The 26,970-nt window shown below is 69.7% G+C and carries 20 protein-coding genes and 1 riboswitch; of the genes, 8 read left to right on the top strand and 12 right to left on the bottom strand.

The genetic code is table 11. The features are described from left to right. Nucleotides 1–114: 114 nt before the first annotated feature. Both lepA and UG56_RS19250 read right to left on the bottom strand, forming a co-directional pair. Nucleotides 115–1,968, bottom strand: coding sequence for a translation elongation factor 4 (gene lepA / locus UG56_RS19255; RefSeq protein WP_084101305.1), 1,854 nt, complete (start codon nucleotides 1,966–1,968; stop codon nucleotides 115–117). A 22-nt stretch (nucleotides 1,969–1,990) separates the two neighbouring features. Beyond that, the gene (locus UG56_RS19250; RefSeq protein WP_256206751.1) at nucleotides 1,991–2,965 is read right to left on the bottom strand and encodes a hypothetical protein; all 975 of its coding nucleotides are present in this window, start codon (nucleotides 2,963–2,965) and stop codon (nucleotides 1,991–1,993) included. A gap of 91 nt (nucleotides 2,966–3,056) precedes the next feature. On the opposite strand from UG56_RS19250, the gene UG56_RS19245 reads away from it, so the two are divergent. From UG56_RS19245 to UG56_RS19215, 7 genes are all read left to right on the top strand, one after another. After that, on the top strand, nucleotides 3,057–4,637 hold the full coding sequence (locus tag UG56_RS19245) for an alkaline phosphatase D family protein (RefSeq protein WP_045550147.1): 1,581 nt from the start codon (nucleotides 3,057–3,059) through the stop codon (nucleotides 4,635–4,637). Between the two features lie 79 nt (nucleotides 4,638–4,716). Then, the gene (locus UG56_RS19240) at nucleotides 4,717–5,019 is read left to right on the top strand and encodes a hypothetical protein (protein ID WP_045550146.1); all 303 of its coding nucleotides are present in this window, start codon (nucleotides 4,717–4,719) and stop codon (nucleotides 5,017–5,019) included. Beyond that, a complete protein-coding gene (locus tag UG56_RS19235) occupies nucleotides 5,019–6,074 on the top strand; it encodes a hypothetical protein (RefSeq protein WP_045550145.1) in 1,056 nt (351 codons plus the stop codon). Before UG56_RS19240 ends, UG56_RS19235 begins: the two co-directional genes overlap by 1 nt. Beyond that, nucleotides 6,071–6,568 carry a DUF4919 domain-containing protein gene (locus UG56_RS19230; RefSeq protein WP_045550144.1) on the top strand — a complete coding sequence of 166 codons (498 nt, stop codon included), beginning with the start codon at nucleotides 6,071–6,073 and terminating at the stop codon, nucleotides 6,566–6,568. Before UG56_RS19235 ends, UG56_RS19230 begins: the two co-directional genes overlap by 4 nt. Continuing rightward, entirely contained in the window at nucleotides 6,568–7,638 is a 1,071-nt protein-coding gene (locus tag UG56_RS19225) for a hypothetical protein (RefSeq protein ID WP_045550143.1), read from the top strand. Before UG56_RS19230 ends, UG56_RS19225 begins: the two co-directional genes overlap by 1 nt. 95 nt (nucleotides 7,639–7,733) lie before the next feature. Beyond that, a complete protein-coding gene (locus UG56_RS19220; RefSeq protein ID WP_071327203.1) occupies nucleotides 7,734–8,792 on the top strand; it encodes a WD40 repeat domain-containing protein in 1,059 nt (352 codons plus the stop codon). 45 nt (nucleotides 8,793–8,837) lie between these two features. Further along, nucleotides 8,838–9,788, top strand: a complete 951-nt coding sequence (locus UG56_RS19215) for a hypothetical protein (RefSeq protein WP_045550078.1) — start codon at nucleotides 8,838–8,840, stop codon at nucleotides 9,786–9,788. Here UG56_RS19215 and UG56_RS19210 read toward each other — a convergent pair. Then, nucleotides 9,773–11,632, bottom strand: a complete 1,860-nt coding sequence (locus UG56_RS19210) for an AMP-dependent synthetase/ligase (protein ID WP_045550079.1) — start codon at nucleotides 11,630–11,632, stop codon at nucleotides 9,773–9,775. The two genes, UG56_RS19215 and UG56_RS19210, sit on opposite strands and share 16 nt — an antisense overlap. 309 nt (nucleotides 11,633–11,941) lie before the next feature. On the opposite strand from UG56_RS19210, the gene rpsT reads away from it, so the two are divergent. Further along, nucleotides 11,942–12,202, top strand: a complete 261-nt coding sequence (gene rpsT / locus UG56_RS19205; protein WP_045550080.1) for a 30S ribosomal protein S20 — start codon at nucleotides 11,942–11,944, stop codon at nucleotides 12,200–12,202. Between the two features lie 255 nt (nucleotides 12,203–12,457). Here the strand turns inward: rpsT and holA are convergent, their stop codons facing one another. The 9 genes from holA to UG56_RS19160 form a co-directional block, all read right to left on the bottom strand. Next, the gene (holA, locus tag UG56_RS19200) at nucleotides 12,458–13,441 is read right to left on the bottom strand and encodes a DNA polymerase III subunit delta (protein ID WP_045550081.1); all 984 of its coding nucleotides are present in this window, start codon (nucleotides 13,439–13,441) and stop codon (nucleotides 12,458–12,460) included. Nucleotides 13,442–13,598: 157 nt separating this feature from the next. Beyond that, complete coding sequence (locus tag UG56_RS19195; RefSeq protein WP_256206750.1) at nucleotides 13,599–15,785, bottom strand: ComEC/Rec2 family competence protein; 2,187 nt, start codon at nucleotides 15,783–15,785, stop codon at nucleotides 13,599–13,601. A 98-nt stretch (nucleotides 15,786–15,883) separates the two neighbouring features. After that, a complete protein-coding gene (locus UG56_RS19190) occupies nucleotides 15,884–16,780 on the bottom strand; it encodes a helix-hairpin-helix domain-containing protein (protein WP_143055111.1) in 897 nt (298 codons plus the stop codon). 103 nt (nucleotides 16,781–16,883) lie between these two features. After that, on the bottom strand, nucleotides 16,884–17,744 hold the full coding sequence (locus tag UG56_RS19185; RefSeq protein WP_045550083.1) for a DegV family protein: 861 nt from the start codon (nucleotides 17,742–17,744) through the stop codon (nucleotides 16,884–16,886). A gap of 239 nt (nucleotides 17,745–17,983) precedes the next feature. Then, the gene (locus UG56_RS19180) at nucleotides 17,984–18,721 is read right to left on the bottom strand and encodes an aminotransferase class IV (RefSeq protein WP_256206749.1); all 738 of its coding nucleotides are present in this window, start codon (nucleotides 18,719–18,721) and stop codon (nucleotides 17,984–17,986) included. Between the two features lie 13 nt (nucleotides 18,722–18,734). Continuing rightward, the gene (leuS, locus tag UG56_RS19175; RefSeq protein ID WP_045550084.1) at nucleotides 18,735–21,218 is read right to left on the bottom strand and encodes a leucine--tRNA ligase; all 2,484 of its coding nucleotides are present in this window, start codon (nucleotides 21,216–21,218) and stop codon (nucleotides 18,735–18,737) included. 573 nt (nucleotides 21,219–21,791) lie between these two features. Continuing rightward, entirely contained in the window at nucleotides 21,792–22,847 is a 1,056-nt protein-coding gene (locus tag UG56_RS19170) for a lipoate--protein ligase family protein (RefSeq protein ID WP_256206748.1), read from the bottom strand. A 39-nt stretch (nucleotides 22,848–22,886) separates the two neighbouring features. Continuing rightward, nucleotides 22,887–24,206: an aminotransferase class V-fold PLP-dependent enzyme gene (locus UG56_RS19165; RefSeq protein ID WP_071327202.1), complete on the bottom strand. Its 1,320-nt coding sequence runs from the start codon at nucleotides 24,204–24,206 to the stop codon at nucleotides 22,887–22,889. 56 nt (nucleotides 24,207–24,262) lie between these two features. Continuing rightward, a riboswitch (SAM riboswitch) is annotated at nucleotides 24,263–24,376 on the bottom strand. 74 nt (nucleotides 24,377–24,450) lie between these two features. Next, nucleotides 24,451–26,748 (bottom strand): transglycosylase domain-containing protein, encoded by a 2,298-nt coding sequence (locus UG56_RS19160; RefSeq protein WP_256206747.1) that lies wholly within the window; start codon nucleotides 26,746–26,748, stop codon nucleotides 24,451–24,453. Nucleotides 26,749–26,970 lie beyond the last annotated feature (222 nt).

The raw sequence follows: 26,970 nt of genomic DNA, 5'->3' as shown, positions 1-26,970 counted from the left end.
CCCTGAAACGAAAACGCAGTCGCCAACCGAGCTTTCCTCAAGGGTGGTCTCGACAAGCTCGACCACCGGCGACGATCGACCACTGGTCGTCGCCGACAGCCAGGACCTCGTACGTCACTTCTTGTCGGAGGAGGCCTGGGTGGTGGAGAGCGCGGCGACGAAGGCTTCCTGAGGAACCTCGACGCGGCCGACCATCTTCATCCGCTTCTTGCCTTCCTTCTGCTTCTCGAGCAGCTTGCGCTTACGCGAGATGTCGCCGCCGTAGCACTTGGCGAGGACGTCCTTGCGGATGGCGCGGATGTTCTCCCGGGCGATGACGCGGGCGCCGATGGCGGCCTGGATGGGCACCTCGAACTGCTGCCGTGGGATGAGCTCCTTGAGCTTGCCGGCCATCATCACGCCGTAGTTGTAGGCGGCGTCGCGGTGGACGATCGCGGAGAAGGCGTCGACGGGCTCACCCTGCAGCAGGATGTCGACCTTGACCAGGTCGGCGGCCTGGTCGCCGGAGAACTCGTAGTTGAGCGAGGCGTACCCCTTGGTCTTCGACTTGAGCTGGTCGAAGAAGTCGAAGGCGATCTCACCCATCGGCAGGACGTAGCGCATCTCGACGCGGTCCTCGGAGAGGTAGTCCATCCCCTGCAGGGTGCCGCGCTTGTTCTGGCACAGCTCCATGATGGTGCCGATGTAGTCCGACGGCGCCAGGATCGTGGCGTTCACGACCGGCTCGCGGACCTCGTTGATCTTGCCCTCGGGGAACTCCGACGGGTTGGTCACGATGTGCTCGGTGCCGTCCTCCATGACCACGTCGTAGACCACGTTGGGCGCGGTCGAGATCAGGTCGAGGTTGAACTCGCGCTCGAGCCGGTCGCGGGTGATCTCCATGTGGAGCAGGCCGAGGAAGCCGCAGCGGAAGCCGAACCCGAGGGCACCGGAGGTCTCCGGCTCGTACGTCAGCGCAGCGTCGTTGAGCTGCAGCTTGTCGAGCGCCTCGCGCAGGTCGGGGTACTGGTCGCCGTCGATCGGGTAGAGCCCGGCGAAGACCATCGGGTTGGGGTGGGAGTAGCCACCGAGCATCTCCTCGGCGGGCTTGCCGTTGTTGGTGACGGTGTCACCCACGCGCGACTGGCGTACGTCCTTCACACCCGTGATCAGGTAGCCGGTCTCGCCCACGCCGATGTGGTCGGCCTTGACCGGCTCCGGCGAGATCACGCCGAGCTCGAGCATCTCGTGGACGGCACCGGTCGACATCATCTTGATCTTGTCGCGGTGCTTCAGGGAGCCGTCGAAGACCCGGACGTACGTCACGACGCCGCGGTAGGTGTCGTAGACCGAGTCGAAGATCAGGGCCCGCGCGGGCGCGTCCGGGTCGCCCACCGGCGGCGGGGTCTCGGAGACGATGTGGTTGAGCAGGTCCTCGACGCCGTGCCCGGTCTTGGCGGAGACCTTCAGCACGTCCTCCGGCTCGCAGCCGACCAGGTTGGCCAGCTCCAGGGAGTACTTCTCGACGTTGGCCGAGGGCAGGTCGATCTTGTTGAGCACCGGGATGATGTGCAGGTCGGCGCCCATCGCCAGATAGAGGTTCGCGAGCGTCTGCGCCTCGATCCCCTGGGCCGCGTCGACGAGCAGGATCGCCGCCTCGCACGCCTGCAGGGAGCGGGAGACCTCGTAGGTGAAGTCGACGTGGCCGGGGGTGTCGATCATGTTGAGCACGAACGTCTGACCGGCGTCGCCGCCCTCGGTGACCGTCCACGGCATCCGCACGGCCTGGGACTTGATCGTGATCCCGCGCTCGCGCTCGATGTCCATGCGGTCCAGATACTGCGCCCGCGCCTCGCGCTCGCCAACCACTCCGGTCAGCTGCAGCATCCGGTCGGCCAACGTCGACTTGCCGTGGTCGATGTGGGCGATGATGCAGAAGTTGCGGATGATCGCCGGGGGCGTGGAGCCGGGCTTCGGGGCAGCACTCATGATGAGAGTCATCCTCCCACGCTCAGTACTGGTGGAACCAAAGCGGCAGCTGCACCGACTCGCCCGGGCAGGTCACGTTGCGGTCGCGGCCGTCCTCGAGCCACTGCACGATCACCGCGGCACCACCCTGGAACATCCACTCGCCGTCGCAGCGCTCCAGCGCCGCGTCCCGCGACGTCTCCCCCGCCGGACGCCACTCGGGCAGCTGCAGCTGCAGGTCGCCGACGATCGGCGTCCACAGCCCCTCGATCGAGTAGACCCCGACCCGCTTGCCGGCCTCCTGATAACCGGCCACGGCGCCCTTGACGACCGCCTGGTTGGCCGCGATGTCGTCGGACCACTCCCACCCCGGGACCGGCTCGACGTCCATCCAGACCGAGGGCGACTCGAGTCCGGCTCGCGCCATCGTCTCGAGGTTCCAGCGCGCCTGCTGGTAGCCGACGTTGGTCAGCCGGCCGACCTCCGTCTCCGGATCCCCCGGCCCCTCGCTGCCGCGCTCACGGATCGTGGCGGCGTCGGGGTAGGAGACGACCGCGTACGCCGAGGTCATCACCTTGTTCTTCGTCGCCCACTCGACCTGCGAGGCCAGGCACGGGTTGGGGGTGAAGGCCGGACCGTTGGTGAGCCCGATGACGACGTACTCCGAGGTGCCGAGCGGCATCGGCAGCCCCAGCGTCCGGCGCTCCTTGATGCCCATCCCCGTCGGGCACTGCGGCCAGCTCACGTCACCGCCCTCGACGATCCCGCGGTCCTCGACGGGTGGGACGGACGGGATCTCGAGCGACTCCGGCGCGCGCGGCGCCGCGCTGGCACTCTTCCCGGTGTCCGGCTTCCCGGCCTCCGGCTTTCCGGTCTCCGGCTCAGCGGACGTGGACGGCGAGGCCTCGGCTCGGGCGCTCGGCTCGGCGGCGCAGCCGAACAACGCCGGCGCCGCCAGGAGCAGCAGCGCAGCGGCGTACGTCTTCTTCCGTGCCCACATCACCGCAGATACTGCCATCCACGACCCAGCGGGTCACACCGTTGACGTGTTCACCGACATGACCCGCGGAACTCACCGGTAGTTCCGACGGAATCGGCAGGTTTGGCTCATGACCCCACTCAACCGCCGCTCCGTCCTCGGCCTCGGTGCCGCCGCCGGTGCCGGACTCGTCGTCCCCACGACCGCCGCAGCCGCTCACGCCGCCCGCGCGGTCCCCACCTCTGCCCCCGCCTTCGTCCGCGGCAACCGCCCGACCCTCACCCACGGCGTCCAGTCGGGCGACGTCGGTGCCCGGGGCGGTGTGCTGTGGAGCCGGGCGGACACGACCTCGCGCCTGGTCGCGGAGATCTCGACCGACGAGTCGTTCCGCCGGGCGCGCCCGGTCAGCGGCCCGGTGGTGACCGGACGCAGCGACTTCACCGGCGAGCTGAAGGTCGACGGCCTCGAGGCGGGGCGCGACTACTTCTACAGGGTCCGTGCCGTCGACCCCGACGACCCGCGACGCGGCAGCGCCTGGGAGATCGGCCGTCTCCGCACGGCACCGGCCACCCGCCAGGACATCCGGTTCCTGTGGTCCGGCGACATCGCCGGCCAGGGCTGGGGCGCCAACCCCGACTTCGGCGGCTTCCGGATCGCACCGGCGATGGCGGCGCGCGACGCGGACTTCTTCCTGAGCTCCGGCGACAACGTCTACGCCGACGGCCCGATCACCGCGACCGTGACCCTCCCCGACGGACGGGTCTGGAAGAACATCGTCACGGAGGAGAAGCACAAGGTCGCCGAGACGCTGACCGAGTTCCGCGGGCAGTTCGCCTACAACCTGCTCGCCGACAACTGGCGCGCCTTCCTCGCCCAGACGCCGATCGTGGCGCAGTGGGACGACCACGAGGTCACCAACAACTGGTACCCGGGCGAGATCCTTCCCGACGACGGTCGCTACACCGAGCGCCGTGTGGACGTCCTCGCGGCCCGCGCGAGGCAGGCCTTCCACGAGTACATCCCGGTCGGCGACGCCTCCCCCGACCCGGACGGCCGGATCTACCGCAAGCTCTCCTACGGCCCGCTGATGGACCTCTTCGTCCTCGACATGCGCACCCACAAGGACGCCAACACGGCCGACACGGAGACGAGCGCCGACGGTGGCGTCCTCGGCGAACGTCAGACGGCGTGGCTCCTGCGCGAGCTGGCCGCCTCCCGCGCCACCTGGAAGGTCATCGCCGCCGACCTGCCGATCGGCCTGGTCGTCCCCGACGGCCCTCTGCAGGAGGGCCTCGCCCAGGGCGACGGCGGTGCTCCGCTCGGCCGCGAGCTCGACATCGCGAAGGTGCTCACCGGCCTCAAGCGCCTGGGCATCCGCAACCACGTCTGGCTGACCGCCGACGTCCACTACACGGCAGCGCACTCCTACCACCCCGACCGCGCCGCCTACCAGGACTTCGACCCGTTCTGGGAGTTCGTCTCCGGTCCGCTCAACGCCGGCGCCTTCGGTCCCAACAAGCTGGACGCCACCTTCGGTCCGGCCGCCGAGTTCGTGGCCGCTCCCCCGGCCGCGAACACGCCGCCCGCCGACGGCTTCCAGTTCTTCGGCGAGGTCGAGATCGACGGACGTACGCAGCAGCTCACCGTCACCCTGCGCGACATCGACGGCGGGGCTCTTTTTACGAAGACGCTGGACCCGAGTTTCCGTTAGGGTCTCCGGGCTGGGGCGTGTCTCTGTGCAGACACGCCCCAGCCGTCTCCCGTTCGGGCCCAGGAGGACCAGCAGACCCATGACCGAAGTTCATGTCGTCCCCAAGGACATGAAGGCGTCCATCACGATCGCCACAGATGCAGAGAGCAACGTACGCAAAGCCGATTCGGCCGGCCATCTGACCAAGGCGGGCGCGGCGGTCCCGGGGGCGGCTTCGGTCGCCTACCTGTCCGAGCTCGGCACCCGCTGGACCGACGAGACCAAGGCCGCCGCCGACAGCTCCCAGAAGCTCGCCGCGGAGACGCAGAAGGCACTCGACGAGTTCGAGGCCGCCGACCATGCCGCGGGCGAGAAGGGCCGAAAGGTCATGGGCCCGAACTGATGGCGATCACGTTCGGCCAGGTCAAGACCTGGAAGGCAGCACCCCTCGGCGACGCCGGCGACGGCCTCAAGGCCGACCTCCGCCAGCTGGAGACCAGCCGCGACGAGCTCGAGGCCAACGGAGTCGCCAAGTCCTGGACCGGTGCCGCCGCCGATGCCGCACGCGGCCACCGCGACGCCCTGGTGGCCCAGCTGAGCAGCCACATCACCGGCAAGCAGCAGATGCAGAAGGCGCTCTACGCCGCCGAGCCCGAGGTCGAGGCCATCGAACGCCTCGTCCAGGGCATCCTCGACCGGGCCAAGACCCAGGAGTTCACCGTCGGCGACGACGGCTCGGTCACCAGCACCGCCACACCACCCACCTTCCACAACCGCTACGAGGCCGAGGAATGGGGCACCAGCCGCCAGACCATCGCCCAAGAGCTCGCCGACGACATCACCGACGCCCTCGCCAAGGCGGCCGGCGTCGACCAGCTCCTCACCGACGGCATCCCGACCGGCACCGACGCGGATCTCGATCACACCCGTGACGAGCGCGGCATGGCCTCCCCGGAAGTGGCCGAGCGCTGGGCCCAGCTCACCGATGCCGAGCGCAAAGCGATCATCGACCAGAAGATCGAGGAGCTCGCCAAGGAGTACGGCGTCGACGTCGAGGACATCGTCTGGGACGCGCAGGGCAGCACCAACGGCTTCTGGAGCGAGGACGACCACACCGTGCACCTCAATCCGGGCAACGTCGGCAATCCCGACATCCTGCACACCGTGGCGCACGAGATGCGCCATGCCCGGCAGTACGAGGCGATCGACGACAACAACGACTTCCAGTTCTGGTGGGAGGACGACCCCTTCGAGATGCACGAGAAGGACGGCATCACCGAGGAGCAGGCCGAGGAGTGGGAGGAGAACTTCGATGACTACAAGAGCACGGAGAACGGCGCCACGTTCGACGAGTACTACAACCAGCCCGTCGAGGCCGACGCCCGCAAGTCCGGCCGCGCATATCTCGACAACCTGACCACCGAAGAGCTCGACCGTCTCCTGAAGGAGTCGAAATGACGACGTACGCCGACCTGGTCACCGCCTACCTCGACGACCCGGGCCCCGAGACGCTCGCGCCGTTGCGCCGCGCGGTCCGCAACTCCGCCAACTTCACCGTCGATCTCGACCTGGCCGCGATCGACAAGCTGCTCGCCGACGGCGCGTACGCCGAGGCCGCGACGGCGCTGCGGGCGCTCATGCCCGGGGCGATCTTCAGCCCCTCGGCCCACCTGCGTCTGGCGACCGCGCTGGAGCGCTCCGGTGAGGAGCGCTCCGCCGCCCGCGAGCGCCAGGTGGCCAGCGCCGCCCTGCGGAGCATCCGGGCGACCGGCGACGGCACCGCGGAGCACCCCTGGACGGTGCTGCGGATCAACGACGAGTACGACCTGCTCCGCGCCCTCCACAAGGTGCCCGGCCGACAGGATCTCCTCGAGACCGGCGGCCGGCGGATCGACCGCCACACCTGCACCGACGGGACCGTCGCTCACTTCGACGCGACCGCGCTCGTCTGATGGCGATCACGTTCGGCCAGGTCAAGACCTGGAAGGCGGCACCCCTCGGCGACGCCGGAGACGGCCTCAAGGCCGACCTCCGCCTGCTGGAGACCAGCCGCGACGAGCTCGAGGCCAACGGCGTCGCCAAGTCCTGGACCGGTGCCGCCGCCGATGCCGCCCGCGGCCACCGTGACAGCCTCGTCAAGGACCTGAGCAGCCACATCACGGCCAAGCAGGAGATGCAGAAGGCCCTCTACTCGGCCGAGCCCGAGGTCGAGGCCATCGAACGCCTCGTCCAGGGCATCCTCGACCGGGCCAAGACCCAGGAGTTCACTGTCGGCGACGACGGCTCGGTGACGAGCACGGCCACGCCGCCGACCTTCCACAACCGCTACGAGGCCGAGGAATGGGGCACCAGCCGCCAGACCATCGCCGAGGAGCTCGCCGACGAGATCGAGAAGGCCCTAGCCAAGGCCGTCGGCGTCGACGCCATCCTCACCCGCGGCCTGCCGACCGGCATCAACGAGCAGGGCGACGAGTACGGCACCATCGACCCGGCGATCGCCGAGGAGTGGGAGACGCTCACCGTCGAGCAGCGCAAGGCGGTGCTCGCGGAGATGGTCAGGAAGATCGCCGCCGACAGCGGCGTCGATATGCCCACGATCGACTGGACCGACCTGGAGAACGACACCTGGGACGACAACAGCATCACCTACGGCTACTGGAGCGACGACGGGCCCAAGATGGCGCTCAACCCCAACGTCCTCGACGACCCCGGCCAGCTGATCAACACCGTCGCCCACGAGGTCCGGCACGGCCGCCAGCACGAGGCCATCGACGACATGAACGACTGGCAGTTCTGGTGGGAGGACGACCCCTTCGACGAGCACAAGGCTGACGGGATCACCGAGCAGCAGGCCGAGGAGTGGGAGGACAACTTCGACGACTACAAGAGCACCGACAACGGCGCCACGTTCGACGAGTACTACAACCAGCCCGTCGAGGTCGACGCCCGCAACTCCGGCCGTGACTACCTGAACAACCTCACCAAGGAGGAGTTCGACAAGATCCTGGCCGAGTCGCGATGACGACGAGCAACATCCGCGGCCGGTGCTGCGTATCTGCGACGAGCACGTCGCCTTCGACGTGACCTCGTTCGCCTGACAGATCTCGAAAAGGACAGATGAAACCCCGAACGTACGTTCTCAGCGTCCCGCTCATCGGCGTGCTCGCCGCCGCGCTCCTCGCCGGGTGCGCCAGCGACCCCGACCGGGACGGCTGCGACATCTCCGCGACCGGGACGGCCGGTGGCCCCTTCACCCTGGCCGCGGCCGTGGCGCCCGCGCGGCTGGTTCCCGGCTCGCTGACCGCCGGGGCCGACGGGACGTACGTCGTGGCCAGCTGCACCGACGGCACCTGTCGGTGGCACGCCGGCGGTGGTGCGTACGAGACCATCTCGGAGACCGGCTACAGCGCCATCAGCCCCGACCTCACGCTGGTCGCGCGGAAGGTCGGCTGCTCGGACATCGCGCTGGTCGAGGTCGACGGCGACAAGGAGGTCCAGCGACTCGAGGGCCTGCCCAACCCGAAGGTCACCGACGCGAGCCCGGTCGGCGAGATCGCGTTCAGCCCCGACGGCCGGTTCGTGGCCGGTGCCGGGCTCGAGGGCGACCTGATCGTCTGGTCGGTCGAGGACGGCGAGGAGGTGGCGAGCGACGACCTCGGCAACGGCATCGGGTCGATCTCGTTCAGCCCCGACGGCTCGCTGGTGGCGATCGCCTCCGGCGACAGCGTGTCTGTTCTCGAGGCCGAATCGGGCGACGAGGTCGGCACCGTCGCCGCCGGGCGCGGCGCCGACCCGGTCTGGAGCCCGGACGGGCGCTGGATCGCCGGAGTCACCACCGAGGGCTACCCCACGGTCTGGGATGCCACGACGTTCAAGGCCGTCGAGACCCTGCCCGGTCACCCGGCCACGGCGGTCGCGTTCTCACCCGACTCCCGGTCCCTGGCCGTCACCGCTGACAGCGGCAACGTCGCGCTGACGCTGTGGGCACCCGGCGCACTGGGCGGCTCGGGTGGGGCCCGTGAGGTCACGCAAGCTCCTGCGCTGACCTCGAAGGTGGTCTTCAGCCCCGACGGCAAGACCCTCTACACCGCATCCGCCGAGGCCGGCGTGGCCGCCTGGGACGTCGCCACCGGGAAGCCCGCGGGGACGTTCGACCAGCCGCCGATGCCCGAATAGCTCTCCCCTGGCGCATTCTGGGCGGCGTACACAAGGATGTTCGTCGTGACCGCGATCCCGACGAACATCCCGCACGGGCAGACCGCCCGCCGCCTGGAGTGGCCCCACCTGCCGCCGTTCCTGCGAGCCTCGATCGAGAAGCGGCTCGGCGGAGGGCCGGTGGTCTCGGCGGAGTCGCACGGGGCCGGCTTCACGCCGGGGTTCGCCTCGGTGCTGACCTGCCAGGACGGCTCCCGGCACTTCGTGAAGGCGGCCTCCGCCAAGGCCCAGCGCGACTCCGCGACGCTCTTCCGGGAGGAGGCGGCGAAGCTGAAGAAGCTCGCCGGCTGGATCCCGAGCCCGAAGCTGAAGTGGTTCGACGACGGCGAGTGGGTCGTCCTGGCCTTCGAGCACGTCGAGTCGCGGCTGCCGTCGCGGCCGTGGACCACCGCCGATCTCGAGACCGTCTCGCAGGCGCTGGTCGAGACCGCCGCCGCGCTCACCCCGGCCCCGGGCATCGGCTGGCCGACCTTCGCCGAGGAGCACGCCTCGTACCCTGCACTGTGGGACCGCGTCGCCGGCTACCCGCACGCCGACCGGGCGGCCTCGCTCGCGGCAGGCTTCGCGGAGCACACCGCCGGCGAGACGTTGGTGCACCTGGACGTACGCGACGACACCGTCCTGATCCGGCCCGACGGCGAGGTGCTGCTGGTCGAGTGGACCTGGCCGGTGCTCGGCGCCGACTGGATCGACTCGCTCCTGCTGCTGGTCGGTCCGCGCGGCGACGGTCTCGACGCCGAGTCGTTCCTGGCCTCACATCCCTTGCTGTCGAAGGCGGACCCGGAGGCCATCGACTCGGTCCTCGCGCTCTTCGCCGGCTACTTCCTGGCCGCCGCCGACCAGCCGGTGAAGACGACCTCGCCCCACCTCCGCAGGATGCAGCGGTGGCAGGGCGAGGTGTGTCTGGACTGGCTGGCGGAGCGCCGCCGATGGTCGACGGATCAGGAACCGGCGTAGAACGCGTCGATGCGCGCCTGCTCCCGCTCCTCGACGACGTTGCGCTTCACCTTCAGCGACGGGGTCAGCTCACCGCGCTCGACGGTCAGGTCGTGCTCGAGGATCTCCCACTTCTTGATGGTCTCCCAGCGGTTGAGGCCCGCGTTGAGCTCGTCGACGTAGCCGCCGATCAGCTCGCGCACCTGCGGCGAGGTGACGATCTCCTCGTAGGACTTGCCCTCCAGCCCGTGGGAGGCACCCCAGGCGGTGATCGACTCGGGGTCGAGGGTGATCAGGGCGCTGACGAAGTTGCGGTTGGCACCGAAGACCAGGAACTGGCTGGCGTAGGGGCACAGCGCGGCGAACTTCGACTCGATCGCCGGCGGCGCGACGTACTTGCCGCCCGAGGTCTTGAACAGCTCCTTGATCCGGCCGGTGATGGTGATGTAGCCCTCGTCGTCGATCGAGGCCTTGTCACCGGTGTGGTACCAGCCCTCGGCGTCGAGCGCCTTCGCGGTCTCCTCGGGCAGGTTGTGGTAGCCGGGCATCACGTGCGGGCCGCGGATGAGCAGCTCGTCGTTGTCGCCGATCTTCACCTCGCTGCCCGGGAACGCCTTGCCGACGGTGCCGAGCTTGTTCTCCTCCAGCGTGCCGACCGCCGCACCGGCGGCGTTCTCGGTCGAGCCGTAGCCCTCCATGATCAGGATCCCAGCAGCCCGGAACCACTCGGCGATGTCGCGGTTGAGCGGGGCGGAGCCGGAGATGAAGAAACGTACGCGGCCACCGAACCGGTCACGGACCTTGCTGAGGACGAGCTTGTCGAGCACAGCGTGCTGGAGCGCCATCTTGGCCGGCACGGGCTTGCCCTCGCGCAGCAGCCGGTCGCGGGCGATGCCGTTGGCGAAAGCGGCGTCGAAGAGCTTCTTCTTGATGCCGCCGTCGGCCTCGGTCATCATCACGATCCTGGAGTGGACCTTCTCGAAGATGCGCGGGGCCGCACCCATGAAGGTCGGCTTCACGATGCTCAGGTTGTCGACGATCTTGTCCATCCGGCCGTCGATCGCGGTCGGGAAGCCGCAGGCGATCTGGATCGAGAGCAGCACCTTGCCGAAGACGTGCGACATCGGCAGCCACAGGAACTGCAGGTCGTCGGGGCCGAGGACGTCGCCCCGGACCCGGACGGCCTCGCCCTCGTAGACCCATGCGCGATGGAGAAGGCGGACGCCCTTGGGCCGGCCGGTGGTGCCCGAGGTGTAGACCAGCGTGGCCAGGTGGTCCGCGGTGATCTTGGCGGCGGTCTCCTCGATCAGGTCCGGGTGGTCGGCGAGATACTTGTCGCCGATCGCGGCCAGGTCGTCCAGTCCGATGACCCGCTCGCCGTCGGTGGCGCCGTCGAAGGTGATCACCTTGACGATCTCGGGCAGGTCGGCAGCCTTCTCGGCGATCTTGGCGAGCTGGCCGTCGTCCTCGGCGAAGACGAAACGGCACTCGGCGTCACCCAGGATGTAGGCGGTGTCCTCGACGTTGGTCGTCGGGTAGACCGTCGTGGTGGCGCCGCCGGCGAGCATCACGGCCAGGTCGGCGAGGATCCACTCGTAACGCGTGGTCGAGGCGATGCCCACGCGCTGCTCCAGCTCGAGGCCGAGCGAGACCAGGCCCGCGGCGAGCCGGCTGGCCTGGTCGCTGGCCTCCTTCCAGGTCAGCGACTTCCACTCCTCCCCACCGTCGGGGGCCGTCGAGCCGACCACGGGATAGCGGAACGCCTCGGCATCCGGGGTCGCCTTGACCCGGTTGAGGAAGTGAAGGGCGAAGTTCGCCGGCATCTCGTCGAGGAATGCGAGATCGATCGCGGACTGGGTCGGCATGATTCTCCTGGCCTGCAGTATGTGCGTGGGGGTGAGCAATGGGCGGTGTGCACGAGGGCGCCGCGCGGGGGACCTTAGACGCTCGAGTCACGCCACAACAGGGGTCCCGCTCGGAAATCTCGTGACCGAGATCACCAAAGCCTACCCCGGAGTAGCTACTGGAGGTACGGCGATTTGAGGCCGAACGACGCGAGTCTGTAATCTTGACCGCAAGCGTGTTCGCGTAGGCCTCTCCCCTCTCACTTTCCCCGAGGGGCCGGATTGAGAGCTCGCACCACCACACGTCGAAGCACTGGAGATCATTCACCCATGGCGAACATCAAGTCGCAGATCAAGCGCAACAAGCAGAACGAGAAGGCGCACGAGCGCAACAAGGCCGTCAAGAGCGAGCTCAAGACCGTCATCCGCAAGTTCCACGCTGCCGCCGAGGCCGGCGAGAAGGACGCTGCGGTCGAGACCGCCAAGGTCGCCACCAAGAAGCTCGACAAGGCCGTCTCCAAGGGCGTCATCCACAAGAACCAGGCCGCCAACCGCAAGTCGGCGATCGCCAAGAAGGCCGCCTCCCTCTGAGGTTCCTTCTCTGACAAGCCCCGTCCTGTTGGACGGGGCTTTCGTCATTCCTGCCGAGGCGTCACGTACGTCGGCCGAGGCGTCACGTACGTCGGCCGAAACGTCACCGGCGTTGCCCGAGACGTCACTTGCGTCGGCCGAGTGGGCACCTCGCTGACGGCTCGACCGACCGGCCTGACGCCTCGACCGACCGGCCTGACGGCTCGGCCGACGGGGGTGACGCCTCGGCAGGGGTGACGGCTCGCTTGGGTGTCGTCAGCGCTGGCGGAGGGCGGCGATGGTGAGGACGAGGCGCTCGAGGGTGTACGCGGGGTCGCTGGCGGCGCCCTTGAGGTCGGCGTCGGCGCGGGCGACCGAGCGGAGGGCTTCGCCGATGGATTCGCGTGACCAGCCGCGGGCGAGGCCGGCGATGGACTTCTGCTTCCAGGGCGGGGTGCCGCTGTCGCGGATGCCGGCGACGTGGTTGGCGACGGTGCGCAGCTGGCCGGCCACGGCGGAGAGGACGTAGACCGGGGACGAGCCGGTGTCGAGGGCCCAGCGGATCTCCTCGAGCGCCTTGACCCGGTCGCCGGAGATGATCGCGTCGGCGATCACGTAGTTCTTCACCTCGGCCCGGCCGCCGAAGTATTGCTTCACGTGCTCCAGGCCGAGTCGCTTGGCGTCGTTGTCGCCGGCGAGCTGGCTCGCCGCGGCGGCCAGGGCACGGAGGTCCTGGCCGACCGCCTGGATCAGGAAGTCGGCGCCCTCCTCGTCGATGGTCGCCCCGTGCAGCCGCAGCTCGGCCTTCACGAAGCTGCCGAACTCGCGCGCCTTCAGCTCGACCGACTTGTGCTCGGTCACCTTCGGCAGCTTGCGGAGCTTGGCCAGCGTGCCGCTGCCCTTCTGCCCGCCGCCATGCACGAGGACGAGCGCGACCTCTTCTGCCGGCATCCCGGCGTAGTCCAGCAGACCCTCCACCGACTCGTCGGGCAGGTTCTCCAGGTTGCGCACCACGACGCAGCGGATGCTCGAGAAGAGCGAAGGCGCGCTCAGCTCGCCGAGCGTGGCCAGGGTCAGATCGGCGGCGGTCGCCTCGGAGACCTCCGCCTCGGCGTCGTAGGCCTTCACCGCCGCCTTCGCCGCGGCGACCGTACGCTCACCCAGGAACTCCTCCTTGCCGGTCACCAGTGTCACCCGACCCAGGACGTCGGAGGCCGTCAGGTTGCCGGTGGGGCTCGGTGCGGAGGCGGTGCGTGCCATGCTCAAACCCTCCCACACGGCACCGACATTCGAGCCTGCGGCGCCGCGAGGAACGAGCGGCGGCGCAACGCGAGAAGGCGATGTCCTGAGCTTGTCGAAGGGTCGAGCGAGCGCAGCGGCTGAGCTTGCGAAGGCGCGAAGCGGGTCGAGACCAACGCTACCGAGTAACAGCCGCCACCTCCCCGTCCGACTCGACGACCGCGACCGCCCCGTCGCGGTCGGTCCGGTAGACCTTGGTGCCGCGGGTCTCGAGCCCCTCGATCGTGGCAGCGGCCGGATGGCCGTAGTCGTTGTGGGCCCCGACCGAGGTGAGCGCGACCTGCGCGTGCAGCGCACGCAGCCAGTCGAGGTCCTGGTAGCGGGAGCCGTGATGAGGCACCTTGAGGACATCGATGTCGAGCCCGACCAGGTCGTCGGCGAGCTGGTCCTGGCCCTCCGGCTCGATGTCGCCGGTCAGCAGCAGGCGCAGGCCGTGGGACTCCACGAGAAGGACCACGCTCGCCTCGTTGGCCGTGGAGCCGTCGCCGGGTCCCCGGGTGTCGGAGTCGGCCGTCGGCCAGAGCACCTGGATCCGCGCCTCGCCGACGGTGATCGTGGCTCCGTAGGGCGCCGGGACCGGCACCACTCCGGCCGCGCCGGCGGTCTCGCCGAGGACCCGCACGCCCTCGGGCGGGTCCTGGAGGCGCGAGGTCCACAGCTCACCGACCCGTCGCCCCGCGAAGAGGCCCTCGACCCCGTTGACGTGGTCGGCGTGGAAGTGGGTGATCACCGCGAGCGGCACGTCCTCGATCTCGAGCCGATCGAGACAGTCGTCGACGAGATCCGGGTCGGGGCCGGCGTCCACGACGACGGCGCTCCCCGCCCCCGTACGCACCACCAGCGCGTCTCCCTGGCCCACATCGCACATCACCAGCACCCACCCCGCCGGAGGCCAGCCCGGGCTCGGCAGCCGGACCAGCGCGACCGCGAGCAGCACCAGGCAGCCGGCGACTCCGGTGACCGGATGTCGCAGGACCCGCGGCGCCAAGCACGCGATCGCGGCGCAGACGGCGACCAACAACACCAGCGCGAACGGTCCGGTCGCCCAGCCGACCTCCGCGGTCGGCAGCCCGGCACCGAAGCGGGCCACCGCGATGATCCAGGCGACGCACCAGGTCGCGATGGTGCCGGCGACCATCCCGAGCGGGTCCCACACCAGCCCGAGCAGCCCGCCGAGAAGACCGAGCACCGTCGCCGGCGCGACGGCCGGCTCGACCAGCAGGTTGGCGAGCGCCGCGACCAGACTGACCTGGCCGGAGATCGCGGCCACCACCGGAGTGCACGCCAGCTGGGCCGCGGCCGGGACCGCGATCGCCTCCGCGCACCACTGCGGCATCCAGCGCCGCAACGCGTCACGCCAGGACGGTCCGAAGAGCAGGATCCCGGCCGTGGCCAGCACCGAGAGGGTGAACCCGATCGAGGTCGCCAGCCCCGGGTCGATCAGCAGGAGGCCGATCACCGCCGCGCCGAGCCCCCGCAGCGCTCGTCGGCGCCCGTTGTGCGTCATCGCCAGGAGCCCGACCGCACCCATCGCCGCCGCCCGCACCACGCTCGGCTCGGTGCGGGCGAGCACGACGAACCCGACGATGCCGAGCACACCGACGGCGTAGAGCCCTCTGCCCCGCACCCCGGCCCAGCGGGCGACGATGAGCAGGAACCCCACCACGAGCGTCAGGTTGGTGCCCGAGACCGCGAGCAGGTGGGTGAGGCCGGTGGTGCGGAAGTCGTCGGCGAGGTCGTCGGAGAGACCGGTGTCGTCACCGTCGACGAGAGCAGGCACGAGCGCGGCCTGATCCGGCGGCCGGTGAGCCACCGCGTCCCGGATCGAGCCGCGCAGCGCATCGGAGGCTCGCCACCAGATCCCCGGCTCGGTGAGGATCGTCGGCTCACCAGCGATGAGCAGTGCGGACTCCTCGTGGGAGTCGCTCGTCGCCAGCCGCCCCGACGTCGACACCGTCGCCCCCAGAGGCACCTCTGCCCACGCATCGTCACCGAGCACCACCACCGGCGTACGCAGCCGGTAGACCACCCCACGTCCCCTGATCTCCCGCACGCCGGCACGCCGGAGCTGGTAGGTCGTGTGCTGCCCCCGAACCTCCTTCGGATCGGTGGTGACCGTGGCGATCACCCGCACCTGCGCCTCTCGCGCGGCCAGGTCGGCGACCGGGTTGTCGCTGACCCGCGCGGCATGCAGACCCGCGATGACCGCCGCTGCGGCGATCATCAGCACCAACGCCAGCGCGGTCGAGCGGCGCTTCCGGATCGCCCAGCCGCCACCGATCCCCACGACAGCGGCAATCAGCACCAGCAGAACCACCCCGAGCCGTCCGCCACCCACGACAGCGGGCCCGGCCAACGCTCCTGCCCACGCACCGGCCCCGAGAAGCGGCAGCCGCAGGTCGTTCACAACGTGACCAGCGGTTCGAGGGAGTCGAAGGTCTTCGGGCCGATCCCATCGACCTCGAGCAGCTCGTCGATCGAGGTGAACGCGCCGTTGGTGGTGCGCCAGTCGATGATCGCCTGCGCCGTCACCGGCCCGACCCCCGGCAGCGTCTCCAGCTCCTCCTGGGACGCGGCGTTGAGGCTCACCCCTGCCCCGGGCGCCGCCGCGGCAGGACCGCCGGAACCGGGCGCCGCGGCACCCGCTCCCCCGTTGGGCGCGCCGACCACGATCTGCTGGCCGTCGCTGAGGACGGCAGCGAGGTTAAGCCCGGTGAGGTGCTTGTGCGGCGCCCCGCCGGCGGCCTCGACGGCGTCCACCACTCGCGACCCCACCGGCAGCACGACGATGCCGGGCTTGGGCACCTTGCCCTCCACGTCGACCGTCACGGTCCCGGCCGACGCCCCACCCGAAGGCATCGCAGCGACGCCACCGGGCGCAGCCGAGCCGGTCGGCAGGGACACCAGCGGGGAGGCCGAGGCCGACGGCGAGGCCCGGGAAGCCGGCACCACCTCCGGGTCGGCCCGGATCATCCACCAGCACGCCACCGCCAGCCCGGCGACCAGGACCAGTGAGACCACCACGAGATGCCACGGCCCGAGGCTCACCCGTCCGCGCAACGGCTCCGGCAGCACCGCGTCGGGCGAGATCACGACCTGACGCCGAGACGCGTGCCGCCCCGGCACCGGCACCATCGGATCCAGCTCCGCGGTGTCGGTCGCACCGGGCCCGTCCCACCACGGTGGCTGCCAGTCCTCCTCGCCCTCGTCCTCCTCCCCCGGCGGTTCGAGCTCGGCGCGCAGCTGCTCCAGCCGCCGGGCTACGGCGTCGGCGTGGTCAGGGCTCGGTCGGGTCCGCATGACGCCGAAGCTATGCGCCCGCGCCGACAGTTCCGAGCGCGTTTCCAGCGCCTGTGGAGAACCCGATCCTCAACCGCCCCTGTGGACGGCAACCGGCCCGAAATCAGACCCGAGGCCCCACGACGACGGCCACGCACCCCGGCCCGACGTGCGCACCGAGCACCGCACCCAGCTCCCCGACGCGTACGTCGCCGTCGATCTTGCCGTCCAGCTCCGAAGAGAGTCCCTCGGTCACCGCGGCCGCCCGGTCGGGGCTGCCCAGATGCGCGACGACGACCTCGACGCCGTCGGCGTCCTCGCAGGCCTCCACGCCGAGTGCCTGCAGCCGCGCGATCGCCCGCTCAGCCGTACGCACCCGCTCGTGCGGCACGACGCGGCCCTCCTCGATCGTGAGCAGCGGCTTGACGGCCAAGGCGGTCCCCAGCAGCGCCGCGGCAGCACCGATCCGCCCGCCCCGGCGCAGATACTCGAGGGTGTCGACATAGAAGTAGGAACGCGTCGCAGCGATCCTCGACAACGCGGCCTCTCGCGCCTCGGCAGCAGTCCCGCCCCGCGCGGCCACCGCCGCGGCCGCCATCACCGCGAACCCGACCCCCGGCCCCACCAGCCGCGTGTCCACGGTGAGCACCGGGATGGAGACCTCCCGCGCCGCGAGCATCGAGGACTCACAGGTCGCGCTCAGCTCAGCGGAGAGGTGGATGGAGACGATCTCGTCGAAGCCCTGCGCCGCGAGCTTGGCGTAGACCTCCGCCAGGAGCGCCGGCGAGGGCCGCGAGGTCGTCACGGTCTTGTGCGCGGCCAACGCCGTCAGAAGGGCTTCAGGCGACGTCTCCTCCACCCCGTCGTCGTACGACGTCCCATCCACGATCACCTGCAACGGCACCGACGTGATCAGCTCCGTGGCATCCCCGAGATCGGATGGAAGCATCGCGGTCGAGTCGGTCACGATCGCTACCCGGGCCATGCCCGCAGCCTATCGGGCTTCACCACGTGGCCAGAACCAACCGTTTCGTCGCACGAACCCGTTGTCCACCGACCTCACCGGACCTGGACATCGGCGTCCAAGAATCGCACACGTGCATGGAAGTCATCGCGCGCGTTTGTCCGGGCGACGACAGAACCCTGCACATGTGTGATTCTGCAAGAACGTCACCTACGGCGACTGAACATGGATCTGGCGGTACGCCGATTGCAGCTCAGCGATCATCGGATCCTCGACATCGAAACAACGGTCGTCGACGGAACTGATCGGACGTACGCCGATGCTCGCGTTGGTGCAAACGCAGCACGCATCCCCAGTACGTCGTCTCTCAGGACTGGCCGAGTCACATGCGCGCCAGCCGCATCCGCAACGAGCGCCATCGTCACTCCTGGGAGTACCGCCGCATCCGGCCAGACGACCTCACCGTCCTGAGTGACGAAGCCTACGTTCCAGGTGCAGCCCTCGCTCACCCGACCCGAGGCGGGATCAACGAAGAGCACGTCGTCGAACCCCGCACGCTTCGCGGCGACCCGGTGACGCAACTGGCCGAAGAGGCCGACGTGTTTCACCGAAGGCATCTCTCGCTGAAACGCCACACTCAGCACACGCATCGGCGCCAGGACGCTCGACGCACTCGGGCGAGTGGTGACCATCGGGATCGGACGTGCTTGGGCAGTGCCCAGGTTGGCCAACGTGAGGTCCGGGTCGAAGACCGTCACTCGGAGCGTGCAGTCGCCGGCGCCGGCAGCGATCGCGTTCCGAATCGCTCCGAGGACGGCCGCGCGATCCAGCTCGGCGTCGAAGACTGCACGGCAATCCCGCGCCAGCCGATCGAGATGGAGATCCAGTCCCTTGACCCCACCGCCCTCGACATGCATCGAGGTGAAGTGTCCGAAGCCGGTGAGGGCGAGCGCAGACAGATCGGCGGCGGTCGCCTCCCGTCCGTGAATCCTCCCCACTCCGGTCCTTCTATCAGACGACGATGTTGACCAGCTTGGGCGCGCGGACGATGACCTTGCGTACGGTCTGACCCTCGATCGCGGCGGCGATCGACGGGTCGGCCAGCGCGGCGGCCTCCAGGTCGGCCTCGGAGATCGAGGGCGAGACCTCCAGGCGCGCACGCACCTTGCCCTTGATCTGCACGACGGCGGTCACGGAGTCCTCCACGAGCAGGTGGGGCAGAGGCGTCGGCCACGCGGCTCGCGCGACCGTCGGCTCGTGCCCCAGACGCTCCCACATCTCCTCGGCGGTGTACGGAGCGACCAGCGAGAGCAGGATCGCGACCGTCTCCGCGGCCTCACGCACGGCAGGATCGGCCGGCCCGCAACCCGAGTCGATCGCCTTCCGGGTGGCGTTGACCAGCTCCATCACCCGGGCCACGACCACGTTGAACCGGTAGGAGTCGATCAGCTGCTCGGCCTCGGCGACCGTCTTGTGAGTCGTACGCCGCAGCGCCACGTCCCCGTCGTCGAAGGACACGCCAGGCTCCGAGGTCACGTCCCCGGCCAGGCGCCAGGCCCGCTGCAGGAACTTCACCGAGCCGGCCGGCGAGACGTCGGCCCAGTCGATGTTGTCCTCCGGCGGGGAGGCGAAGACCAGCGTCAGCCGGGTCGCGTCGACGCCGAACTCCTCCAGCACGTCGCTCAGGTTGACGCCGTTGCCCAGTGACTTCGACATCTTCTTGCCGCCGTTGATCACCTTGCCCTGGGACAGGTAGGCGGAGAACGGCTCGTCCCAGTCGATCAGGCCGATGTCGCGCAGCGCCTTGGTGAAGAACCGGGCGTACAGCAGGTGCAGCACCGCGTGCTCGTCGCCACCCAGGTAGAAGTCGACCGGGCCCCACTCGCGGGCCGCCTCGGAGGAGAACGCCTGGGTCTCGTCCGTCGGCGACAGGTAGCGCAGGAAGTACCACGACGAGTCCACGAACGTGTCCATCGTGTCCGAGTCGCGCGTGGCCGGCCCGCCGCACTTCGGGCACGTCACGTTGACCCACTCCGTGGCGGCCGCCAGCGGCGAGACGCCCTTCGGCTTCAGGTCGGCGCCCTTCAGCTCGGGCAGCTGCACCGGCAGCTGGTCCTCGGGCACCGGCACCTCGCCGTCGACCGGGCAGTGGATGATCGGGATCGGCGCGCCCCAGTAGCGCTGCCGCGACAGCAGCCAGTCGCGCAGCCGGTAGTTGATCGTGCCCTTGCCGTGGCCCTCGGCCTCCAGCTTCTCGATGATCTTGTGGATGCCGCTCGCCTTGTCGGCGACGCCCTCCAGCTCGGGCGAGTTCACGTACGCACCGTCACCGGCGGTCGCGACGTACGTCTCCTCGGGGTTGTCCGCCCCCGGCACGTCCACGACGCGGCGCACCGGCAGGTCGAAGGCCTTGGCGAAGTCCAGGTCGCGCTGGTCGTGGGCCGGGACGGCCATGACCGCGCCGGTGCCGTAGTCGGCCAGGACGTAGTCGGCGGCCCACACCGGGATCTGCTCACCGGTGACCGGGTTGGTCGCGGTGACCCCCAGGTCGACACCGGTCTTGGGACGGTCGGTCGCCAGCCGGTCGATGTCGGAGGCCTTGCGTACGTCCTCCAGGTAGCTCTCCAGCGCAGCCGCCCGGTCCGGCGCCACGATCTCGGCGGCCAGGTCCGCGTCGGCGGCGACGACCATGAAGGTCGCGCCGTACAGCGTGTCGGGACGGGTCGTGAAGACGGTGACCTTCTTCGTCCCGCCGTCAGTCAGCGTGATGTCGAAGTCGACGTGCGCACCCTCGGACCGGCCGATCCAATTGCGCTGCATGTTGACGACCTTGCCGATCCAGGTGTCCTGCAGCGTGTCCAGGCCGTTGTACAGCTCCTCGGCATACGCAGTCGTGCGGAAGTACCACTGCGTCAGGTCACGCTTGGTGACCGTCGCCCCACAGCGCTCGCACTCACCGTTGACGACCTGCTCGTTGGCCAGCACGGTCTGGTCGTTGGGGCACCAGTTGACCGGGGACTTCTTGCGGTAGGCCAGACCGGCCTCGTACAGCTTCAGGAAGATCCACTGCGTCCACCTGTAGTACTCCGGGTCGGAGGTGTGCAGCCGGCGCGACCAGTCGAAGGAGATGCCGTAGCGCTTGAACGACTCCGCCTGGGTCTCGATGTTGGCGTAGGTCCAGCCGGCCGGGTTCTCGTTGCGCTTGATCGCCGCGTTCTCGGCGGGCAGGCCGAAGGAGTCCCAGCCGATCGGGTTCAGGACGTCGAAGCCCTTCAGCCACCAGTAGCGCGCCAGCACGTCGTGCAGCGCGGTGACCTCGGCGTGGCCCATGTGCAGGTCGCCCGAGGGGTAGGGGAACATCGTGAGCGCGTAGCGCTTCTCGGCGCCCTCGCGCTGGCCCGCCTTGAACGGCTCCAGCTTCTCCCAGATGGGGCGCCACTTGTCCTGCAGCTCCACGACGTCGTACGTCGCCTGCTCGGCCTGCTCCTGCGTCATTGGTCTTTCGTCCTTGTCGAGTGTCGTGCGTCAAAACTGCTTCTGGAACAAAGCTCCGTAGAACTAAAAAGGCCCCTCACATGGAGGGGTAGCCGCGTGACCGGGGTGTGTCCCTCAGGGTCAGCGCGGCTGCCTAAGAAGCAGGACAGACATCTGCATGTGTCCAGGGTAGCCGACCACCGCCGCCATCGTCATTCGCAGCCCCGGCCATACTCCCGCGCCAGGGCCCGGTGACAGGGTCGAAGGCCTCTAGAAAGGCACTTTCGATACCTCATGAGTTCTGCCCTGCGGATCGACCGACAGAAAATATGGTCAGAGGGGCCTTCACCTATTGCGACGGCCAGTTCGAGCGTGCCAAACTGGCGACGCTCCGCTGCTCGTGATGTCGGTCGTGAATGAGGACCCCCCCATCTCATCCAAGGAACGCTCCGAGCAGCGGAGTCCAAATCTTTGAGGCCGGCGACGAAGTCGCCGGCCTCAAAACGATTTGGAGATCGAGCGAGCGCAGCGGCTGAGCCTGCGAAGCCGCGAAGCGGGTCGAGATCCAGTCGCGTACGTGCGGCAGCACCCCGCCTACGGCACCCGAGTGATCCATTCCCTGGTGCCGTGCTTACCAACAACCAGCGCCGCCGCCTCGTCGATCGTGGCCTGATCGAGCCCGACGTACGCAGCCCCGAAGCTCTGCTCGAACTCGGCCAGCAGCGCGGCGATGACCTTCTCGCGCCCGAGCCCGGTCTGCGAACGGATCGGGTCGACGCGCTTGGCAGCGCTCCTGGTGCCCTTGTCGGACATCTTCTCCCGGCCGATCCGAAGCACCTCGAGCATCTTGTCGGCGTCGATGTCGTAGGCCATCGTGACGTGGTGCAGGACGCCGCCGGGGATCCGCTTCTGCGCGGCGCCGGCGATCTTGCCGACCGGCGAGGCGATGTCGTTCAGGCCGGCGTACGCGGCCTCGATGCCGACGCTGCGCAGGCCGCGCAGCACCCACTCGTCCAGGAACGCGTAGGACTCCTGGAACGACATCCCGGCCACGAGCGTGTCGGGCACGGCGAGGCTGTAGGTGATGGTGTTGCCGGGCTCGATGAACATCGCGCCACCGCCCGAGATGCGGCGTACGACCTCGATGCCGTGACGCTCGGCGGCGGCCTCGTCGACCTCGTTGGAGAGCGACTGGTAGCTGCCGATCACGACCGCGCTGCTGGCCCAGTCCCAGAACCTCAGGTTGGGGGCGCGGCGGCCCTCGGCGACCTGGCGGACGATGACCTCGTCGAGGGCCATCTGCATCGTCGGGGACAGCGGCCCGGTCTCGACGATCTCGAGGTCGAGGTCGTCCCACGTCGTGGCCCGGCCGAGCGCCCGCAGCACCGTCAGGGCGATGTCGCGGGTGCCGAAACCGACCAGCACGGCGTCACGGGCGGCGGCGTCCAGAGAGGCCGTCAGCCGGTCGAGGGACGCGTCGGCTGGCTGTCCCTCCAGCGCCGCGGTCAGCCACCCCAGCGCCTCGTCGGGTTCCAGGAAGAAGTCGCCCGAGAGGACGACATCGATGATCGTGTCCGCGGAGACCGTCGCGTCGACGACGACCAGCTTGCCGCCGCGTACCTTCCGCTCGCCATGCACTCGTTCGCTCACAGCTTCTCAACGCCGTGAGCGAGCGGAATCATCCCGGCGCTACACCGCCACGCCGCAGGATCCGGCGGTGTCGGCCAGCCGAGTGAGACCGACCGGCCCGACCAGCGGCCGCGGGTCCTCGGCGAGCGTCCAGGCGCCGTCGCGGAGGATGTAGTCACCCCGGACGTCACCGGCGAGAAGGGCGCGTACGCCGGCCACCAGCCGGTCCACGTCGGCGACCGAGGTCCCGATGCCGATGCTCGCGCGGACCGCGCCGCCGGCGAGCCCCAGGCGCTTGAGGAGCGGCTGGGCGCAGAAGCGGCCGTCGCGTACGCCCAGGCCGTGCTCGGCGGAGAGGTAGGCCGCCACCCGGCCGGGCTCGATGCCGTCGACGGTGAACGTGACGACCCCGACCGGCTCGTCGGAGTCGGGCCAGAGGCGGACGACGTCGACCCCGTCGAGCACGGACAGGCCGGCCACGAGGCGCCCCCTCAGCGACGCCTCGTGGCGGTCCAGCTCGGCGGCCGACAGGTCGCCGAGAGTCGTACAGGCCGCGGCCAGGGCGGCAGCGCCGATGACGTTGGGCGAGCCGCCCTCGTGGCGTGCGGGGGCGGGCTGCCACGTGGTCTCGCCCACCTCCACGTCGTCGACCGCCCCTCCCCCGGCGAGGTAGGGGGTGCCGACGTCGAGCCAGTCGCGGCGGCCGACGAGGGCGCCGGCGCCGTAGGGCGCGTAGAGCTTGTGGCCGGAGAAGGCGACGTAGTCGGCGCCGGTCGCGGCCAGCGAGAAGTGCCGGTGGGCGAGCAGCTGGGCACCGTCGACGAGGACCCGGGCGCCGTGGGCGTGGGCCAGGGTGACGATCTCTCCGATCGGCAGCGCCTCGCCGGTGACGTTGGAGGCGCCGGTGATTGCCACCAGGGCGTAGCGGTCGTGGGCCAGCTCGGCGGCCAGGGCCTCGATGGTGCCGGCGAGGGTGTCGCGCCCGGCGATCGCGGTGACGCCCGCCTCGACCCGGTGCCACGGGAGCAGGTTGGCGTGGTGCTCGATGTCGAGGACGAGCACCCGCCCCGGTACGCAGCCGGCCAGCAGGTTCACCGCGTCGGTGGTGTTGCGGGTGATGACGGTGACGTCGTCCTCGCGGGCTCCGACGTAGGCGCCGATGGTCGCGCGCGACTCCTCGTAGAGGGCGGTCGAGACCTGGGACAGGTAGCCGGCGCCACGGTGCACCGAGGCGTACCAGGGCAGGACCTCGGCCACCCGGTCAGCCACCGCCTGCAGCGCCGGCGCCGAGGCGGCCACATCGAGGTTGGCGTACGTCGTGGTCGTGCCGTCCAGCAGCGGGACCTGGGTGTTCGAGCCGACGAGCGGGAGCAGGGACATGGGGGCACCCTTCAGGGGTCATGGCTCCCCAGGGCCGCACCACGGCTGCCCGGCGAAGCACGCGCTTGCCCGCACCACCTCGGCGTGGGCCTGGTCGTCACCCGGAGCACCCCACCGCGTGGGAGGGTTGCCCGCCAGCAAGCCGGGGCTTCGCGCTGGCAGTCGTGACCTTCGGCGAAGATGGTGCCCGAACCGGAGCGCGCCCACCAACTCGTCGTCTCGATCCGTGGGCACGGATCTCAGATCACGGACGCCCGCCCCAGGGGTCTCCGCCCTTGTCCTTGCCCTTGCCGTCGCAGGCGCCGAAGAACTCCGCGATCGGGTCGCACTCCTCGCCGTCGTCCTTCTTCGGCGGAGGAGGCGGCGGCGCGATCAGCTGCTTCTCGTGACCGGGCTCGGGGTCCTGGCCGTCGACGTAGACCGGCTCCGGGAAGTTCTCGACCTCCTTGCCCTCCATGGCCTTCGCCATGATGGCCGCCCAGGTCTCGGTGGGATAGTCGGCGCCGAAGTAGGACGGCATCCAGCCACCGTCGAGCCTCCCTTCACCGTTGCCCCGCGAGTAGCGGACGGCGGTGGCGATCTGCGGCGTGAACCCGACGAACCAGGACGAGCAGACGTACTGCTCGTTGGTGCAGGTGCCGGTGCCGGTCTTGCCGGCCACCGGCCGGCCGATGCTCTGCGCCTTCTGTCCCGACCCGTTCTGCACGACACCCTGCATCGCGTACGTCACGTCGGCCGCGATGTCCTCGGAGATCGCGTGCCGGGCGTTCTTGCGGCCGTTCCAGCTGTAGAGGACGTTGCCGGCCCGGTCGCGGACCTTCTTCACCACGTGCACGTCATGCCGATAGCCGCCGTCGGCGATCGTGGCGTAGGCGTTGGCCATGTTGATCGGGCTGACGTTGGCTCCGCCCAGGGCGATCCGGTCGTCGTGGTCGGTGAGGTAGCTGGACGTGCTCGGGATACCGGGATGCTTCGGGTCCGCCTTCTCGGGCGTGAGCCCCGCGTCGAGCGCAGTCTGGTAGATCGCCTTGCGGCCCTCCGCGGGACCGCCCATCGACTCGGTCATGTCGATGTAGGCCGTGTTCACCGACTGCTCCAGCGCCTTGAGCATGGTGATGTGCTCGCCGTAGTCCATCCCGTCGGCGACCCCGGCCTGCTCACCCTCGTTGACCACCGGTGCGCCCGTGTAGGTCGTGAACGGCGAGTCGCCCGCCCACGTCGACTCGAGCGAGTAGCCCTTCGCGATCGCCGCCGCGGTGGCGAAGACCTTCATCGTCGACCCGGCGTGGCCACCGGTCGCGGCCCAGTTGTGCTGGCTGTCGAGATAGTCCTGGCCGCCGTAGAAACCGAGCAGGGCGCCGGACGCGACGTCGACCGAGGCGGTCGCGACGTGCAGGGCGTTCTTCTGGTCGGGGTCGTCTTTGACGTACGCCTTCCGGTTCTTCGGCTTCACCGTCTTCGCGGCCGTGGCCGACGCCTTCATCACCTTCGGCGAGAGCGTCGCGGTGATCCGCAGGCCGCCGCTGTCGATCTCCTCCTCGGTGAACAGCGGCTTGCCCTCGGCACCCTTCAGACCGAGCAGCTCGGCCTTGATCATGGTCAGCGCGTGGCCCCGCTGGCCGCCGAGCCGGCTCGGCACCGTCTTCGCCGGGAACTTCGGCAGCGTGTTCTTCACCTTGTCGGCATCGGCCTGCTTCAGGTAGCCGAGGGCGACCATGCCGGAGAGGACGTACTGGTAGCGGCCGAGCAGCTCCTTCTCACCCCGGAAGGTCGAGCTGGCCGGGTCGAAGCCGCTCGGGTTGTTGAGGATCGCGGCGAGCGCCGCGGCCTGCTGGAGCGAGAGGTCCTTGGCGGGCTTGGCGAAGTAGGCCTTCGCGGCCGCCTCGATGCCGTAGGCGCCGCGGTGGAAGTAGATCGTGTTGAGGTAGTCGGTGAGGATCTGGTCCTTGCTCTTCTGCCGGGTCAGCTTCAGGGCGATGACCGCTTCCTTCAGCTTGCGCGAGTAGGACCGCTCGGAGTTGAGGTAGTAGTTCTTGACGTACTGCTGGGTGATCGTGGACGCGCCCCCGGCGGTGCCCTCGGTGGTGTTGGAGAAGGCGGCCCGCACGATGCCCTTGAGGTCGACGCCGCTGTTCTCGTAGAACGTACGGTCCTCGGCGGCGACCACGGCGTGCTTGACCAGCTCCGGGATCTCGTCGGCATCCAGCTTGATCCGGTTCTGGTCGCCCTCCTGGTAGCGGCCGAGCTCGGTCTTGCCGTTGGCGTAGTAGACGAACGAGGTCTCGACCTCGAACGCGGCGTTGGGGTCCGGCACCGTGATCCGGTTGTAGGCCACGATCGCCGTCACCGACCCGATCAGGGCGATCGCCAGAAACCCGACCAGCGCCACCTTCGCGGTGAGCCTCCCCCAGCGTCGCCAGCTCGACGGGCTCGACGGGCTCGAGGTGCCGGATCTCGTCCCCAGGGACTCCCTGGCCGCCGTCCACCGCTCGGCAGCCCAGCCCATCGCCGGCTCGACCTTGGCCAGCAGCTCCCGCGCCACCGACGGCGTGGGCGCGGCTCGACGCGCACCCGGCCGACTGGGGGCGGCTCGGGGCGGCTCGGCCGCGATCCGAGGGGCCCGAGGCGGGGGCGGCGGGGGCGGCCGCCACGACGGCGGCGGACCGGTAGGACCCTTCGGAGGCTCTGCGCTCCGGTGTTCCATTGCTCCACCTGACCTCGGCAACTGATTGCGGCGGCCGTTGATCCTACCCGGGTGGGTATG

The organism is Nocardioides luteus, from assembly GCF_000960475.2.
GTDB classification, from domain to species: Bacteria; Actinomycetota; Actinomycetes; order Propionibacteriales; family Nocardioidaceae; genus Nocardioides; species Nocardioides luteus_A.
This window is presented reverse-complemented; position numbering and strand designations above follow the sequence as displayed.